14 protein-coding genes and 1 tRNA gene are annotated in these 15,075 nt (G+C 71.4%); 4 read left to right on the forward strand and 11 right to left on the reverse strand.

Going from position 1 to position 15,075, the window contains the following annotated elements:
* Positions 1 to 8 precede the first annotated feature (8 nt).
* The 4 genes from ACFYZZ_RS18110 to ACFYZZ_RS18125 form a co-directional block, all read right to left on the reverse strand.
* Entirely contained in the window at positions 9 to 1,256 is a 1,248-nt protein-coding gene (locus tag ACFYZZ_RS18110) for a ketosynthase chain-length factor (protein WP_389176635.1), read from the reverse strand.
* The gene (locus ACFYZZ_RS18115; RefSeq protein ID WP_389176637.1) at positions 1,253 to 2,533 is read right to left on the reverse strand and encodes a beta-ketoacyl-[acyl-carrier-protein] synthase family protein; all 1,281 of its coding nucleotides are present in this window, start codon (positions 2,531 to 2,533) and stop codon (positions 1,253 to 1,255) included. Before ACFYZZ_RS18115 ends, ACFYZZ_RS18110 begins: the two co-directional genes overlap by 4 nt.
* The gene (locus ACFYZZ_RS18120; protein WP_389176896.1) at positions 2,530 to 2,967 is read right to left on the reverse strand and encodes a cupin domain-containing protein; all 438 of its coding nucleotides are present in this window, start codon (positions 2,965 to 2,967) and stop codon (positions 2,530 to 2,532) included. Before ACFYZZ_RS18120 ends, ACFYZZ_RS18115 begins: the two co-directional genes overlap by 4 nt.
* A gap of 89 nt (positions 2,968 to 3,056) precedes the next feature.
* A complete protein-coding gene (locus ACFYZZ_RS18125; RefSeq protein WP_389176639.1) occupies positions 3,057 to 4,139 on the reverse strand; it encodes a SchA/CurD-like domain-containing protein in 1,083 nt (360 codons plus the stop codon).
* Between the two features lie 201 nt (positions 4,140 to 4,340).
* On the opposite strand from ACFYZZ_RS18125, the gene ACFYZZ_RS18130 reads away from it, so the two are divergent.
* Entirely contained in the window at positions 4,341 to 5,981 is a 1,641-nt protein-coding gene (locus ACFYZZ_RS18130; RefSeq protein WP_389176641.1) for an FAD-dependent oxidoreductase, read from the forward strand.
* 59 nt (positions 5,982 to 6,040) lie between these two features.
* On the opposite strand, the gene ACFYZZ_RS18135 is transcribed toward ACFYZZ_RS18130, so the two are convergent.
* A tRNA-Thr gene (locus tag ACFYZZ_RS18135) sits at positions 6,041 to 6,114 on the reverse strand.
* A 206-nt stretch (positions 6,115 to 6,320) separates the two neighbouring features.
* On the opposite strand from ACFYZZ_RS18135, the gene ACFYZZ_RS18140 reads away from it, so the two are divergent.
* From ACFYZZ_RS18140 to ACFYZZ_RS18150, 3 genes are all read left to right on the forward strand, one after another.
* Positions 6,321 to 7,457 (forward strand): ABC transporter ATP-binding protein, encoded by a 1,137-nt coding sequence (locus ACFYZZ_RS18140; RefSeq protein WP_386573694.1) that lies wholly within the window; start codon positions 6,321 to 6,323, stop codon positions 7,455 to 7,457.
* 207 nt (positions 7,458 to 7,664) lie between these two features.
* Positions 7,665 to 8,126 carry a hypothetical protein gene (locus ACFYZZ_RS18145; protein ID WP_386573695.1) on the forward strand — a complete coding sequence of 154 codons (462 nt, stop codon included), beginning with the start codon at positions 7,665 to 7,667 and terminating at the stop codon, positions 8,124 to 8,126.
* An 85-nt stretch (positions 8,127 to 8,211) separates the two neighbouring features.
* Entirely contained in the window at positions 8,212 to 8,943 is a 732-nt protein-coding gene (locus tag ACFYZZ_RS18150) for an NDP-sugar synthase (protein WP_386573696.1), read from the forward strand.
* Between the two features lie 63 nt (positions 8,944 to 9,006).
* On the opposite strand, the gene ACFYZZ_RS18155 is transcribed toward ACFYZZ_RS18150, so the two are convergent.
* From ACFYZZ_RS18155 to ispD, 6 genes are all read right to left on the reverse strand, one after another.
* The gene (locus ACFYZZ_RS18155) at positions 9,007 to 10,674 is read right to left on the reverse strand and encodes a DoxX family protein (protein WP_389176644.1); all 1,668 of its coding nucleotides are present in this window, start codon (positions 10,672 to 10,674) and stop codon (positions 9,007 to 9,009) included.
* Between the two features lie 128 nt (positions 10,675 to 10,802).
* Entirely contained in the window at positions 10,803 to 11,744 is a 942-nt protein-coding gene (rlmB, locus tag ACFYZZ_RS18160; protein WP_389176646.1) for a 23S rRNA (guanosine(2251)-2'-O)-methyltransferase RlmB, read from the reverse strand.
* Positions 11,745 to 11,831: 87 nt separating this feature from the next.
* Positions 11,832 to 13,235, reverse strand: coding sequence for a cysteine--tRNA ligase (cysS, locus tag ACFYZZ_RS18165; protein ID WP_389176648.1), 1,404 nt, complete (start codon positions 13,233 to 13,235; stop codon positions 11,832 to 11,834).
* A 45-nt stretch (positions 13,236 to 13,280) separates the two neighbouring features.
* On the reverse strand, positions 13,281 to 13,685 hold the full coding sequence (locus ACFYZZ_RS18170; protein ID WP_389176650.1) for a PPOX class F420-dependent oxidoreductase: 405 nt from the start codon (positions 13,683 to 13,685) through the stop codon (positions 13,281 to 13,283).
* A gap of 62 nt (positions 13,686 to 13,747) precedes the next feature.
* Positions 13,748 to 14,269 carry a 2-C-methyl-D-erythritol 2,4-cyclodiphosphate synthase gene (gene ispF, locus ACFYZZ_RS18175; RefSeq protein ID WP_389176652.1) on the reverse strand — a complete coding sequence of 174 codons (522 nt, stop codon included), beginning with the start codon at positions 14,267 to 14,269 and terminating at the stop codon, positions 13,748 to 13,750.
* Positions 14,259 to 15,011 (reverse strand): 2-C-methyl-D-erythritol 4-phosphate cytidylyltransferase, encoded by a 753-nt coding sequence (gene ispD / locus ACFYZZ_RS18180; protein WP_389176654.1) that lies wholly within the window; start codon positions 15,009 to 15,011, stop codon positions 14,259 to 14,261. The genes ispF and ispD overlap by 11 nt, the downstream gene beginning before the upstream one ends.
* Between the last annotated feature and the right edge of the window lie 64 nt (positions 15,012 to 15,075).

A 15,075-nucleotide genomic window follows, 5' to 3' on the forward strand; every position in this document is an offset into this window, starting at 1 on the left:
CTGTACTGCTAGGCGTTCACGGCGCCGTGCCGGAGCACCAGCGCCGAGTTCGACCCCATGAGTCCGCGGCTGAGCACCAGCGCCGTACGCAGCTCGGCGACGCGGGCGCGGCCGGTCACGAGGTCGAGGTCGTGGCAGACGTCGAAGACGTTCGGCGTCGGCGGGATCAGCCCGTGCTCCATCGCGAGCACGGCCGCCGCGGTGTCCAGCACGGGCGCCGCGCAGTAGCCCCGGCCGACGCCGGTCTTCGGCGCCGTGACCGGCACCCGGGTGCCGTGTGCGCCGAGGGCGTCGGCGAGCGCGAGCGCCTCGGCCCGGTCCGCCTCCGGCACCCCGAGGGCGTCGGCGAAGACGACGTCGACCTCCTCGGGCGCGCAGCCGGCCTCGTCCAGGGCCTGCCGGATGGCGTGGGCCAGGCCGCCTTGGGAGTCGGCCCAGCGGGAGGCACCGGTGAAGGTGGCCGCATGCCCGGCGACGAAGGCCCGGATGTCCGCGCCGCGCTCGCGGGCGGAGCGCTCCGCCTCGACCACGAGCATGGCGCCGCCCTCCGCCGGCACGAAGCCGCAGGCGGCGTCCGTGAACGGGCGGTAGGCGCGGGTCGGGTCCTCTTCACGGCTCAGCTCCTCGTAACCGAGCTGGCAGACCATCGAGTACGGCGCCAGCGGCGCCTCGGTGGAGCCGGCCACGATCACGTCGGTGCCGCGCCGCACCGCCCGCGCCGCGTGCGCGAGGGCGTCCAGACCGCCAGCCTCGTCGGAGGCGACGACCGAGCAGGGGCCCTTGAACCCCCGGCGGATGGAGACCTGACCCGTGCTCGCGGCGTAGAACCAGGCGATGGACTGGTACGGGCCGACGAACCGGCTGCCCTTGCCCCACAGCCGCTGCAGCTCGCGCTGGCCGAACTCACCGCCGCCGGACCCGGCGGCGGTGACCACACCGATGGAGTACGGCTCCCCGGAGGTGTCGGCCTGCCCGAGCCGGGCGTCGGCCAGCGCGAAGTCGGCCGCGGCCATGGCGAAGTGCGTGAACCGGTCGGTCTGGACGAGGAACCGCTCTTCGATCGTCACCGCCGGATCGAACGCGCGGACCTCGCCGGCCACCTTCAGCGGAAGGTGCTCACAGCCCTCGCGGGTGATGCGGTCGAGGACGCAGAGACCTCCCTGGGTGGCCTTCCAGAAGGTGTCGGTGCTGGTGCCGTTGGGCGCGACCACCCCGATGCCGGTGACGGCCGCGCGCCGGTCATGCGGTTCGCTCATCTTGTCCTCTCCCTAGTCCGGTCCCTCGTCCGGGTCAGGACCACCGCGGACTGGAAGCCTCCGAACCCGCTGCCCACGGACAGGACGCTGGTCAGCTTCCGTTCGCGGGCGACGCGCGGGACGTAGTCCAGGTCGCACTCGGGGTCGGGGGTCTCGTAGTTCGCGGTAGGGGGTACGACCTGCTTGGCCAGGGCCAGCACACACGCGACCACCTCGATCGCCCCGATCGCCCCGAGGGAGTGCCCCACCATCGACTTGATGGAGCTCATGGGGGTGTCGTAGGCGTGGTGGCCGAGCGCCCGCTTCACGGCCGCCGTCTCGTGGCGGTCGTTCTGCCGGGTGCCGGAGCCGTGCGCGTTGACGTAGTCGATCGCCGTGGGGTCGAGCCGGGCGTGGTCGAGCGCGGTGTCTATCGCCCGGGCCATCTCCAGGCCCTCGCTGGTCAGTCCGGTCATGTGGTAGGCGTTGCCGAAGGTGGCGTAGCCGCCCAGCTCGCAGTACACGTGCGCGCCACGGGCCCGCGCGTGTTCCAGCTCCTCCAGGACGAGCACCGCACCGCCCTCGCCCATGACGAACCCGTCACGGTTGTTGTCGAAGGGCCGGGAGGCGTGTGCCGGATCGTCGTTGTTCGGGGACGTGGCCTTGATCGCGTCGAAGCACGCCATGGTGATCGGGGAGATCGGCGAGTCCGACGCGCCTGCTATGCAGATGTCGGCCCGGCCCTCCTCGACGGTGTGGAAGGCGTACCCGACCGCGTCCAGGCCGGAGGTGCAGCCGGTGGAGACGGTCTGCACCGGACCCTGGGCGCCGAAACGTTCCGCCACCGCGGAGGCCACCGTGCTGGGCGAGAACGCCCGGTGCAGATGCGGCTCCGCCTCGCGGTCGTCGACGTCCCAGCGCTGCCCGCGGTTGCTGACCAGGACGTAGTCGTGCTCCAGGCGGGTGGTGCCGCCGACCGCGGTGCCCACCGAGACCGCGACCCGCCAGGGATCCTCCCGGGCCAGGTCGAGACCCGAGTCCCGGACCGCCTCCTCCCCGGCGACCAGGGCGAACTGGATGTACCGGTCCGCCCGGGCGGCCTGGTCCGCATCCAGACCGTGCGCCGCCGGGTCGAAGTCGCACTCCGCCGCGATCCGCGACCTGAGCCCCGAGGGGTCGAAGAAGGTTATGCCCCGCGTCGCGGTCCGGCCGTCGGCAAGCAGATCCCAGAATGCCGGTACGCCGATGCCGCCCGGAGCAACGATGCCTATGCCAGTGACCGCCACGCGCCGGGTCATGACCGAACCCGACCCCGGTCGGCCGCGTGCGCGGCATCCGCCTCGGTGATCACCGCGGCGGCCCCGATGACCTCCGTCTCCTCGGTGTCGACATGGCCCAGCTGGGGCCTCGGGGCCAGCGGACCGAGGTGGAAGACGATCCGCGCCTCCACCTTGCCGGTGTTGCGGAAACGGTGCCGCATGTGGGCCGGGATCATCAGACCCTGCTCGGGCCGCAGCGCGTGCGGCTCACCGTCCAGGTCCACCTCCAGCTGCCCGCAGACGACGTACACGAACTCCTCGGAGTACGGGTGGTAGTGCTCCCCGATGCGGTCACCGGGCTGCACGATGGCCACGCCCATGAAGCCGCTGGTGGAGCCGACCGTGGCAGGGGTGAGCATGGCGCGCAGGTCGCCACCTCGCCGGACGTTGGGCTCGACCTCACTGAGGTCCACGATTTTCGGACGGGGTTTGATGGACAACGTTTCCTCCGTTGGATGTGCGCTGCGTCGGCGCTTGGCGGTGGGGGGACCCGGCCGCCGGATCAGGCGCCCGGCGAGCGGCGGTCGGTGATCAGGTCCATGCGGGCGACCTCGGCGTCGAGCAGCTCCCGCACCTCGGCGGCCATCCGGGACTCCCGCGGCACCACCTCGGCCTCCTGGTCGCCGCGCATGTCGACCAGGCGCACGACCACGTCGTCCCGCTGGAAGACCGTGCTGCGCAGCAGGGGGCTCGCCGCATCGTCCGCGGCCGCCGAGTCGGCCTGTGCGATCAGCTCGGCCAGCCGCAGTCCGCAGCCGGACCGGGCCGGGTAGTACAGGGCCTGCCGCCTGCCCTCAGACCGGTCCTCCGTGTTCACGTGGTGCACGGCCGGCAGCGCCGCCCGGGTGAAGAACATCCGGGCCGACTCCGGGTCGCCCAGGTCCCGGTCCTGCTCCAGGTACGGGTTGATCGCCTCCTCGACGGCCCGCACCTCCGGCTGCTGGGCCACGTGCCGCAGCGCCGCGAGCAGGTCGCCGCGCACCTCGATGGCCCGCACCACCCGGTTGCCGTGCATGAACAGCGAGGTCCGGCACAGCCGCGTCTTCTCGTCCACCTGGGCCTCGGGCGAGGCGTAGCCGGCGAGGATCTTCGCGACCTTCTTCTCGCTGCCCGGCTTGACCGTGAAGGTCAGCGCGTGCCGGATCACGCCGTCGCCGATGCGAGGGTGAGCCTGCAGCCGGCGTTCCGCCGACGGCTTGTGCTCGGCGCCGCCGGTCTCCCGCACGATGTGGAAGCGCAGCGACCGGGTGTCCCGGACACAGCTGTGCAGCGGCTGCACCATCCGCACGTGCTCCTCGCTGTTCACCCAGGTGAGGAACGGCGGGGCACTCTCCCACTCACTCGTGATGAGCCATTGGGAGGGATTCTCGATGGACTGGCACAGCTGGTCGCTGACATGGCCGGGCACCGACGCAACCTGCTTGCACAGCTTCTCGTACGCCTCCAGGAACTGCTGCTGTGCGCCGTCGTAGACGTCGACCAGGAGGACGACCCGGAGCCGGGAACCGTCGAACACGGACTGGGAGACACGCTTCGAGACCTCGCGTGTCAGCTTCTCTGAAAGACGTTCAGACGTCGTGGTCATCCTGCACACATCTCCTTCGCGGGGCAGAGGCATCGCCGGCCGCGAGTGACGCGACGGCAGCGTTCCTTGATCCTGTGCCGGTCCCCACCACCCCGCGACTCGTATGAACCACGTGGGTGATTGGGCACGCGGAGCGGGCGCCACCGGGCATGAGAACTCACAGGGCGCCCCACACGCCCACCCCTGCCTCTGGAGGCTTCGATGCATCAAAAAGCCGACCACCGGGTCCCCGTCCTCATCGTGGGCGGCTCTCTGGTGGGCCTGTCCATGTCCGTGTTCCTGGGCCGTCTCGGTGTGCGGCACATGCTCGTCGAGCGCCACTCCGGGACCTCGATCCACCCACGCGGACGCGGCAACAACGTGCGGACGATGGAACTGTTCCGGGTGGCCGGCATCGAGCCGGACATCACGGCGGCGGCCTCACTCCTCGCCGACAACCACGGCATCCTGCAGACGCCGACCCTCGTCGGGGACGCCGGCGAATGGCTGTTCAAGCACATCGACCCGGGCGGCGGACTCGCCGAGCTCAGCCCCACCAGCTGGTGCCTGTGCAGCCAGAACGACCTCGAACCCGTCCTCGTGGACAGCGCCCGGGAACTCGGCGGCGACCTGCGCTACCACCACCAGATGGAGTCCTTCGAGCAGGACGCCTACGGGGTGACCGCGGTGATCCGCGACCGCACCACCGAGGAGCGCTACACCGTCCACGCCGACTACCTGATCGCCGCCGACGGCCAGCGCAGCCCCATCCGCACCGCGCTGGGCATCGGCCAGACGGGCCCCGGCGACCTCTTCGCGAACGTCAGCGTCACCTTCCGCTCCGCGAGCCTGGCCGAGGTGGTCGGCGACCGCCGCTTCATCTGCTGCTACCTCACCCACCCGGACGCCGACGGCGCCCTCCTGCCCGTCGACAACAAGGAACACTGGGTCTTCCACGCCCCCTGGCACCCCGAGTACGGCGAAACGCTGGAGGAGTTCACCGAGGAACGCCTGCGGCGCCACATCCGGCGGGCGGTGGGCGTGCCCGACCTCGACGTGGAAATCACCGGAAAGGCGTCCTGGCGTGCCGCCGAACGGGTCGCCGACCAGTACTCCTTCGGCCGGGTCTTCCTCGCCGGCGACTCCGCCCACGAGATGTCCCCGACCGGCGCCTTCGGCTCCAACACCGGCATCCAGGACGCCCACAACCTGGCGTGGAAACTGGCCGCCGTCCTGGCCGGCTGGGCCGGCCCCGGCCTGCTCGACTCGTACGACACCGAGCGCCGCCCGGTCGCCCTCGCCACCAGCGCCCGCGCCTCCGCCCGCTCGGTCGAGCACAGCCACCCCGGCTTCGCCCCCGCCCCCGGTGTCGGCGGCGCCAAGCGCGGCGGCATCCTCAACGTCGTCCTCGGCTACCACTACCCGCACGGCGCCGCCCTCGGCACCGACCCCGAGCGGCCGGTCGTCCCCGACGCCCTGGACCTGACCGGCCGGCCCGGCACCCGCGCCCCCCACCTCTGGCTGCGCCGCGCAGGCACCCGGCTGTCCACCCTCGACCTGTACGAACGCTCCCTGGTCCTGCTCTCCGACGCCCCGGACGACGCGGGCTGGCACGCGGCGGCCCGCCGTATCGCCGACACGGACGGAGTACGGCTCGACGCGTACCGGATCGGCCCGGGCGCCGACGCGGACCTGACGTACGACGCCGAGGGCACCGACTGGGCCCAGGCCCACGGCACCAGCGCCGACGGCGCCGTCCTGGTCCGGCCGGACGGATTCGTGGCGTGGCGGGCGACGGGCGCCGTCCCGGATCCGGAGGCGGAGCTGCGAAAGGTCCTGCGAACCCTGCTCCACACCGCCTGACCTGCACAGACGACAAAGGCCACCCGCACTGTGAGGTGCGGGTGGCCTTCGCCCTGCCGAGCCCCCTGTCGGATTCGAACCGACGACCTACGCATTACAAGTGCGTTGCTCTGGCCAGCTGAGCTAAGGAGGCGTGCGCTTGCGCGCCCGTGCAGTGTACCCAGGCCCGGGGTACCCCTTGTCGAAAATTTCCGCGAAGTTCACAGCGGCCCGGGTACTGACAGAGCAGGTGAACGCCAGGTACCGTCCTGACCCAGTTCACCCTCGTGGACTACACCACCACCTTCCTACAACGGATCGTCCGGCACGTTCCTGCCGGTAGAAGGGGGCCCATTCACCATGGCCACTGTCACGTTCGACAAGGCGACCCGGATCTACCCGGGTTCCACCAAGCCCGCCGTCGACCAACTCGACATCGCGATCGAGGACGGCGAGTTCCTCGTCCTGGTCGGCCCGTCCGGTTGCGGAAAGTCCACCTCCCTGCGGATGCTCGCGGGCCTGGAGGACGTCAACGGCGGTGCCATCCGCATCGGCGACCGCGACGTCACGCACCTGCCGCCCAAGGACCGGGACATCGCCATGGTGTTCCAGAACTACGCGCTCTACCCGCACATGACGGTCGCCGACAACATGGGCTTCGCGCTCAAGATCGCCGGCGTCAACAAGGCGGAGATCCGGCAGAAGGTCGAGGAGGCCGCGAAGATCCTCGACCTCACCGAGTACCTGGACCGCAAGCCGAAGGCCCTGTCCGGCGGTCAGCGCCAGCGTGTCGCCATGGGCCGCGCCATCGTCCGTGAGCCGCAGGTCTTCCTCATGGACGAGCCGCTGTCCAACCTGGACGCCAAACTCCGCGTCTCGACCCGTACGCAGATCGCGTCCCTGCAGCGCCGCCTCGGCATCACCACCGTCTACGTCACCCACGACCAGGTCGAGGCCATGACGATGGGCGACCGGGTGGCCGTGCTCAAGGACGGCCTCCTCCAGCAGGTCGACTCGCCGCGCAACATGTACGACAAGCCCGCGAACCTCTTCGTCGCCGGCTTCATCGGCTCCCCCGCCATGAACCTGGTCGAGGTCCCGATCACCGACGGCGGCGTGAAGTTCGGCAACAGCGTCGTCCCCGTCAACCGGGACGCCCTGAAGGCCGCCGCCGACAAGGGTGACCGCACGGTGACCGTCGGTGTCCGGCCCGAGCACTTCGAGGTGGTCGAGCTGGGCGGCGGTGCCGCCGCCTCCCTGTCCAAGGACACCGAGGACGCCCCGGCCGGTCTCGCCGTCTCCGTGAACGTCGTCGAGGAGCTGGGCGCCGACGGCTACGTCTACGGCACCGCCGAAGTCGGCGGCGAGGTCAAGGACCTGGTCGTACGCGTGGGCGGCCGCCAGGTGCCGGAGAAGGGCGCCACCCTGCACGTCGTGCCGCGTCCGGGCGAGACCCACGTGTTCTCGACCTCGACGGGCGAGCGTCTCTCCGACTGACGGCCTGAGCAGGGCGTTTTCACGCAGGTTGACGAGCAGGGCCCCGCGGACCCCCGCGGGGCCCTGCTCATTGCCGCGAAATACCCCGGCACAGCAATCATTTCGGGCACCGTGCGTCAACGCTTTACCCAGAAAATTGCGCCACTTCATCCCCCATAAGGGTGACTAAATGTCGCCAAATCATTACCGGGCGCTACCCTCACACGCGTGAAGCACTCCACCAACCCTCAGACGCGACGCGGCCATCGGGGCGGCCCTGCCCACCGGATCGGTCGCACTCTCGCCCTCGTCCTGCCCGTCGTCCTGGTGCTCTCCGGAACCCTCGCGGTCACCCGCGTCAACTGGACGGGAAGCCCCTCCAGCTCGGTGCTCACCGCCTCGGACGTCTCCTCGGCGGAGGTCGCCCCGAAGGCGGTCTCCCACGCCCCGCAGGACGTGCTCCGCGACCAGCTGATGACCGAGCTGCAGGACAAGAACCCGGGCGTGGTCCTCACCCACCTCCAGCAGGCGGTCAACGGGCACCCGGCGCTGGCGAAGCACTGCACCTCCATCGCCCGCGCCCTGGGCAGGGCGGCGGTGCGCATCTACGGCGCCTCGCGCGCCCAGTCCTACGCCCGCCCGGTCTGCGACACCGCCTTCGCCACCGGGGTCCTGGCCGCGCACAGCTGAGTGCCGGTTCGGAACTCGGTAACGGCTCCTTAAGGAGCAGGTTGCGGTCGGAATTCCGGCCGGGGCGCCACGTACAGTTCGGGGCATGACCCATCCGAGCGCCGCGTTGCGCCCCACTCAAGCCGTCGTCCTGGCCGGTGGCCAGGGCTCACGGCTGCGTCCCTACACCGACGACCGGCCCAAGCCGATGGTCGAGATCCCCGGTACGGGCACTCCGATCATCGGCCACCAACTGGCCTGGCTCGCCGAGGAGGGCGTGACGGACGTGGTGGTCTCCTGCGGCCACCTCGCCGAGGTCCTGCAGAAGTGGCTGGACACGGCCGACCTGCCCGTCTCCGTCACCACCGTCGTCGAGACGGAGCCCCTCGGCCGTGGCGGCGGCCTCAAGTACGCCGCCACGCACCTCCCCCACCCCGACCGGCCCTGGTACGCCACCAACGGCGACATCTGGACCCGCTTCTCCCTGCGGGACATGGCCGACTTCCACACCGAGCGGGACGCCGTCGCCACGCTGGCGCTGGCCCGGCCCCGGATTCCCTGGGGTGCGGTGAAGACCGACGGGTTCGGGCACATCACCGACTTCATCGAGGCACCGCCGTCGCCGTTCGAGATCAACGCGGGTGTGTACGTGTTCTCGCCCGAGTTCGTGGAGCTGCTGCCCGAGCGGGGGGATCACGAGCGGACGACGTTTCCTCGGCTGGCCCGGGAGCGGAAGCTGTTCGGGTTCCCGATTCCGCAGGGGGCCTACTGGCGGGCCATTGATACGGCCAAGGACCTGACTGAGGCGGCTAAGGAATTGGCGGCGCTGGGTCGCTGACAGAAGAGGACGTCAAAGGGCCCCGTACCTTCGCGGTACGGGGCCCTTTGGTGTCTCGTACGGCTAGCCCAGGATGCCGCCCACCAGGCCCGGCTGGCCGGAGGACGTGGTGCCGCCCGAGGTGCCGGTGCCGCCTGTGGAGGTGCTGCCGCCCGTTGACGTGCCGCCCGTGGTGGTCGGGCCCGCCGTGGTGCTGGGGGCGCCGCCCGTCGGGGAGGACTGGCGGGGCGGGACCTGGCCCGTGGTGCCCTGGGTCTGGGTGGGCGTCGTGGTGGTCGCGCCGGCGCTGTGGCTGGCGCCCGGGGTCGTGGCCGCCCCGGAGGGGCTCGCACCGGCCGTGGCGCCGCCCGTGGGTGAGGCGGAGGCCGACGGGCTCGTCCGCTGCCGCTGACTGGGCTCCTCGGGCAGCGCGGAGCCCGGCAGGTTGTTGCGCGGGGCGTCGCCGGGGCCGGGGACGACCACGCGGCTGGAGTCGCGTACGGCGCCGCCCAGCATGGAGCCGGCGAGCAGGGTGAGACCGACGGTGACGGCCGTGATGAGCGAGCCGCGGCGCAGGACGTAGCGGCGCAGCTCCCAGATGTCGGAGCGGGGGCCGAGCCGGCGCCAGGCGCTGCCGGCTAGGCGGCCGTCGACGGAGTAGACGGGGGCGCCGGCGATGATCAGCGGGGACCAGGCGGCGAGGTAGATGATGTCGGGGGTGTCGTAGGCGGGGACCGTCTTCCAGCTGACGGTGACGATCAGGGCGGCGGAGAGCAGGGCGCCGACCACGGCGGCGACGCGCTGCCAGCAGCCGAGGATGGTCAGGACGCCCACGACCACCTGGAGGAAGGCGATGACCAGGCCGGAGCCGACCGGGTGGTGCAGGGCGAACTGGCGCAGGGGCTCGGCGACTTCCCAGGGGTGCAGGGTGTTGAGCCACTTGACCATGGAGCCGCGCTTGCCGCCGTCGAAGTAGACGGGGTCGCACAGCTTGCCCATGCCGGCGTAGATGGAGATGAAGCCGAGGAAGATGCGCAGGGGGAGCAGGACCACGCCGAGGTTCATCCGGCGGCCGGGGTAGTAGGCGTGCCGGGCCGAGTCGTCGCCGTGGCGCTTGGCGGGGCGGTCACCCGCCCCGGCGCTCTCCTCGTAGTGGTCGAACTCGTCGTCGGCGTAGGCGGGTTCGTCGTAGGCGGGTTCGTCGTAGGCGCTGCCGACCGTGCGCATGTGGGGCAGGAGCCGGGTGCCGTCCTCGGGGGCGGTGCGCTGGTGGCCGACGACGGGGGTCTCGACGGTCTGGTCGAATTCGTCGTAGCCGCGGGCGTAGCCGCCGTCGTAGCCGGTCCCGACGCGCGGGATGACCTGGGTGGCGCCGGCCTCGACGGGCTCGTCGGCGTGGCGGACGCTGCTGCCCCGCACGGCCTGGAGCAGCCGGTGGGCGCCGGTGTCGTCGGGGGCGGACCTGCCGCTCCACACGACGGGGCGGCGGCGGCCGGCCGCGGTGCCGGCCCGGCCCGCCGTGCCCACGACCGGCATACGGGCGTTGTTCTGGGTGGCGCTCAGGTGCCCGGCGATCCACGAGGATTGGCTGCGTCTCGCCGACGCGCCCAGCTGCACGCGGAAGCTGGCGTGATTGACGATGACCTGCGCCGGATCGCTCGGCACCTTCACCATGCTCAGCGCGGGAGCGTCGTCGAATCCCGACGAGCGGTCCCCCGTGGGTGTGCGGGGTGTTCTGGTGTCCACACTCATCTAACCGAGTGACGTGGAGTTAGGACACTGCTTTGATCGGGCGGATGTGTCCGGACCGCGTCAAAGCGGCCCGGAACGCCATATGGACGCCTGAATTACCCCGCACGGGTGAGACGGCGGACGCTTGTTCAGCCGCGTCGGCGAGCCGTCTCGTACAGGACGATTCCCGCCGCCACACCCGCGTTGAGCGACTCCGCACCACCCGGCATCGGAATCCGCACACGGAAGTCGCACGTCTCGCCGACCAGGCGGGACAGGCCCTTGCCCTCGCTGCCGACCACGATCACGACCGGGCCGTCGAGGGCCTGAAGCGCACCGAGTTCGACCTCGCCGTCGGCGGCCAGGCCGACGACCGTGATGCCGGCCTTCTTGTAGGCCTCCAGGGCGCGGGTCAGGTTGGTGGCACGGGCGACCGGCGTGCGGGCGGCCGTGCCGGCGGAGGTCTTCCAGGCGCCGGCGGTCATGCCGGCCGAGCGGCGCTCGGGGACGACGACGCCGTGGCCGCCGAAGGCGGAGACGGAGCGGACGACCGCGCCGAGGTTGCGCGGGTCGGTGACGCCGTCGAGCGCCACGATCAGCGGGTCCTCGCCCTCGTCGTAGGCGGCCGCGGTGAGGTCCTCCGGGTGCGCGTACTCGTACGGCGGGACCTGCAGGACCAGACCCTGGTGGTTCAGGCCGTTCGTCATGCGGTCCAGCTCGGGGCGCGGGGCCTCCATGAGGTTGATGCCACCGCGCTCGGCGGCGAGCTGGAGGGCCTCACGGACGCGCTCGTCGTTGTCGATGAACTGCTGGACGTAGAGGGTGTTCGCGGGCACGCCCTCGCGCAGCGCCTCGACGACCGGGTTGCGGCCGACGACCAGCTCGGAGGACGACTTGCCGCCCCGGCCCCTGGGCACCGGGCGGCGCACGGCCTGCTTGGCCTTGGCGTTGGCGATGCGGTTCTTCTTGTGCCCCTTGCGCATCTCGGCGGGCGGGGTCGGGCCCTTGCCCTCCAGGCCCTTGCGCCGCTGGCCGCCACTGCCGACCTGCGCGCCCTTCTTGCCGGACATGCGGCGGTTGTTCGCGGCCATGACCTACCTGTCTTCGTGAGCTTCGTACGTACGTCTTATGCAGTGTGCCGCCCGGAGGGCCGGACGGCACAATCGATCAAGCGGGGGCTAGCGCGGGCCGAGGCTCCAGCGCGGGCCCTGGGGGCTGTCCTCGATGACCAGACCGGACTGGTTCAGCTGGTCGCGGATGGCGTCGGCGGTGGCCCAGTCCTTGCGGGCGCGGGCGGACTCGCGCTGGTCGAGGACGAGGCGGACGAGGCTGTCGACCACGCCGTGCAGGTCCTGGCCCCGGTCGGCGCCCTCACCGGCCCAGCGCGGGTCGAGCGGGTCGAGGCCGAGGACGCCGAGCATGGCCCGCACCTCGGCGAGCCGGGCCACGGCCGCTTCCTTGTCGTCGGCGGCCAGCGCGCTGTTGCCCTGCCGGACGGTGGTGTGCACGATCGCCAGGGCCTGCGGGACACCCAGGTCGTCGTCCATCGCCTCGGCGAAGGCGGGCGGGACCTCGGCGGCCGGCTCGACCGTCTTCCCGGCCAGCTCGACGACCCGCTGCACGAAGCCCTCGATCCGCGCGAACGCCGACTCGGCCTCGCGCAGCGCCTCCTCGCTGTACTCGATCATCGAGCGGTAGTGCGGGGTGCCGAGGTAGTAACGCAGGACGATCGGGCGCCAGTGCTTGACCATCTCGCTCACGAGGACCGAGTTGCCGAGCGACTTCGACATCTTCTCGCCGCTCATGGTGACCCAGGCGTTGTGCACCCAGTAGGTGGCGAAGTCGTCGCCGTAGGCCTTGGCCTGGGCGATCTCGTTCTCGTGGTGCGGGAAGATCAGGTCGAGGCCGCCGCCGTGGATGTCGAAGGCGGAGCCGAGGTACTTGTGGGCCATGGCGGAGCACTCCAGGTGCCAGCCGGGGCGCCCACGGCCCCACGGCGTCTCCCAGTCGGGCTCGCCCGGCTTGGACGCCTTCCACATGGCGAAGTCGCGCGGGTCGCGCTTGCCGGTGATGCCCTCCTCGGCGGGCTGCCGCATCTCGTCCAGGTCCTGCTTGGACAGCTCCAGGTAGGAGGGCCAGGAGCGGACGTCGAAGTAGACGCTGCCGTCGGCCTCGTAGGCGTGGCCGCGCTCGATGAGGGTGCGCATCATCTCGACCATCTCGGTCACGTGCCCGGTGGCGCGCGGCTCGTAGGTCGGGGGGAGGCAGCCGAGGGCGTCGTAGCCGTCGTTGAAGGCGCGCTCGTTCTCGTACCCGATCGACCACCAGGGGCGGCCCTGGTCGGCGCCCTTGGCGATGATCTTGTCGTCGATGTCCGTGACGTTCCGGATGAACGTCACGTCGTAGCCGCGGTACTGGAACCAGCGGCGCATGATGTCGAAGTTGAGGTACGAGCGGACGTGCCCGATGTGCGGTGCCGCCTGCACGGTGGCACCACACAGGTAGATCGAGACACAACCCGGCTTGAGCGGGGAGAAGTCACGGATCTGCCGGGCGCTGGTGTCGTACAGGCGAATGGTCACCACTCCAGGGTAGTGGGCCGGGAGTGATGCCTCGTGCCGCTTGCCTCACATCAGCCCGACGACCTTCCGCGGGGTGATCCGAACGATCACACGGTCGGCGTCCTCGGCCGAAGCCGGATTGAACTCCGCGTACGTCTTGCCGGTGTACTTCAACGACAGTTCGTCGATCAGTTCCTTGGCGCCCTGTGTGGTCATCTCCGCGGTGCCCCGGATCTCGCCGTAGACGTAGGGCATCTGAGGGTCCTGGACGACGACGCTCACCCGGGGGTCACGGTCGAGGTTCTTCTTCTTGCGGCGGTCGACGGTCGTGGAGAACAGGATCTGGTCGCCGTCCCGCTTCACCCACACCGGGGACAGCTGGGGGCTGCCGTCGGGCTGGACCGTGCCGACCACGATGAAGACGGGACCGTCGAGCAGGGACTTGAGCTGGTCGGAGAGGGCGGCGGGCATGGGGGTACCTCCGGGACCTGGGGGCGGGTCACTGATCGCTCTGCAGGCACCCTCGCACGCCGTCAGCCCACTCGCACCACGAGCGCCGTGGCCACCGCCATCAGCCCCTCCTCGCGGCCGGGGAAGCCGAGGCCGTCCGTCGTCGCGCCGGACACCGACACCGGTGCGCCCGCCGCCTCGGAGAGGATCTTCTGGGCCTCGTCACGGCGCTTGCCGATCTTCGGGCGGGGGCCGACGACCTGGACCGCGATGTTGCCGATGGCGAACCCGGCCTCGCGGACGATCCGGGCGGCCTCGGTCAGCAGGGTGACACCGGAGGCGCCGGACCACTCGGGCCGGCCGGTGCCGAAGTGCTGGCCGAGGTCGCCGAGCCCGGCGGCGGAGAAGAGCGCGTTGCAGGCGGCGTGGGCGACGACGTCGGCGTCGGAGTGCCCGGCCAGGCCGGGACCCTCGCCCTCCCACTTCAGGCCGGCGCACCACAGTTCGCGGCCTTCCTCGAAGGCGTGGATGTCGGTGCCGATGCCGACCTGGGGGAGCACGGGCAGCCCGCCCTGCGGCCGCAGAGCGGATGCTTCAGAAGCCATCGTTCAGCCTCCTGCGGGCCAGGACCGCCTCGGCGAGGACGAGGTCGAGGGGGCGGGTGACCTTGAAGGCCTCCTCGTGACCGGGGACGGTGACGACCCTGAGGCCGAGCTGCTCGACCATGCTCGCGTCGTCGGTGACGTCCTCGGTGACGGTCTCGTGGGCGCGGACCAGGGTCTCCCGGTCGAAGCCCTGGGGCGTCTGCACGGCCCGCAGCCGGGCCCGCTCGGGCGTGGCCACGACCGGCTCGGGGTCGCCGGCGACGGCCGCGGGCTCGACCTCCTTGACGGTGTCGGCGAGCGGCAGCGCGGGGACCACGGCGGGGGCGCCGTCGCGCACGGCCTCGATGACCGCGTCGACGGTGTCGACGGGGACGAGCGGTCGGGCCGCGTCGTGGACGAGGACGACGCCGTACTCGGGCGGCAGGGCGTCGAGGCCGAGCCGGACCGACTCCTGGCGGCTGTCCCCTCCGGGGACGACGAGGAAGTCGGTGCGCTCGGGCAGCGCGTGCACGTCGAGCAGGGACTTGACCTCGGCGGCGCCGTCCGGCGGGGCGACGACGATCACCAGGGAGACATGGCGGGACGCGGCGAGGGCGCGGACCGCGTGGATCAGCATCGGCGTGCCGTTCAGCGCGCGGAGCGCCTTGGGGGCGCCCGGGCCGAGCCGTACGCCCCGGCCGGCCGCGGGAATCACGGCGGCGACGGGGATCTGCGCAGGTGCGGGGCGCGAATCGTCAGACATCGGTTCCTGTCAGGTTTGTGTGCTCGACCTAGGTGGGTATGGCCTGGAGGAGTGCCGGGCGCGA

This window comes from Streptomyces sp. NPDC001816 (assembly GCF_042892235.1).
Taxonomy (GTDB): Bacteria; Actinomycetota; Actinomycetes; order Streptomycetales; family Streptomycetaceae; genus Streptomyces.

What these genes read in the sequence shown, in the direction of transcription:
- ACFYZZ_RS18155 (WP_389176644.1), bottom strand. Translation starts at nt 10,674, where the DNA reads ATGAGTGTGGACACCAGAACACCCCGCACACCCACGGGGGACCGCTCG.
- rlmB (WP_389176646.1), bottom strand. Translation starts at nt 11,744, where the DNA reads ATGGCCGCGAACAACCGCCGCATGTCCGGCAAGAAGGGCGCGCAGGTC.
- ACFYZZ_RS18170 (WP_389176650.1), bottom strand. Translation starts at nt 13,685, where the DNA reads ATGCCCGCCGCCCTCTCCGACCAGCTCAAGTCCCTGCTCGACGGTCCC.
- ACFYZZ_RS18130 (WP_389176641.1), top strand. Translation starts at nt 4,341, where the DNA reads ATGCATCAAAAAGCCGACCACCGGGTCCCCGTCCTCATCGTGGGCGGC.
- ACFYZZ_RS18110 (WP_389176635.1), bottom strand. Translation starts at nt 1,256, where the DNA reads ATGAGCGAACCGCATGACCGGCGCGCGGCCGTCACCGGCATCGGGGTG.
- ACFYZZ_RS18115 (WP_389176637.1), bottom strand. Translation starts at nt 2,533, where the DNA reads ATGACCCGGCGCGTGGCGGTCACTGGCATAGGCATCGTTGCTCCGGGC.
- ispD (WP_389176654.1), bottom strand. Translation starts at nt 15,011, where the DNA reads ATGTCTGACGATTCGCGCCCCGCACCTGCGCAGATCCCCGTCGCCGCC.
- ispF (WP_389176652.1), bottom strand. Translation starts at nt 14,269, where the DNA reads ATGGCTTCTGAAGCATCCGCTCTGCGGCCGCAGGGCGGGCTGCCCGTG.
- ACFYZZ_RS18150 (WP_386573696.1), top strand. Translation starts at nt 8,212, where the DNA reads ATGACCCATCCGAGCGCCGCGTTGCGCCCCACTCAAGCCGTCGTCCTG.
- ACFYZZ_RS18125 (WP_389176639.1), bottom strand. Translation starts at nt 4,139, where the DNA reads ATGACCACGACGTCTGAACGTCTTTCAGAGAAGCTGACACGCGAGGTC.
- ACFYZZ_RS18140 (WP_386573694.1), top strand. Translation starts at nt 6,321, where the DNA reads ATGGCCACTGTCACGTTCGACAAGGCGACCCGGATCTACCCGGGTTCC.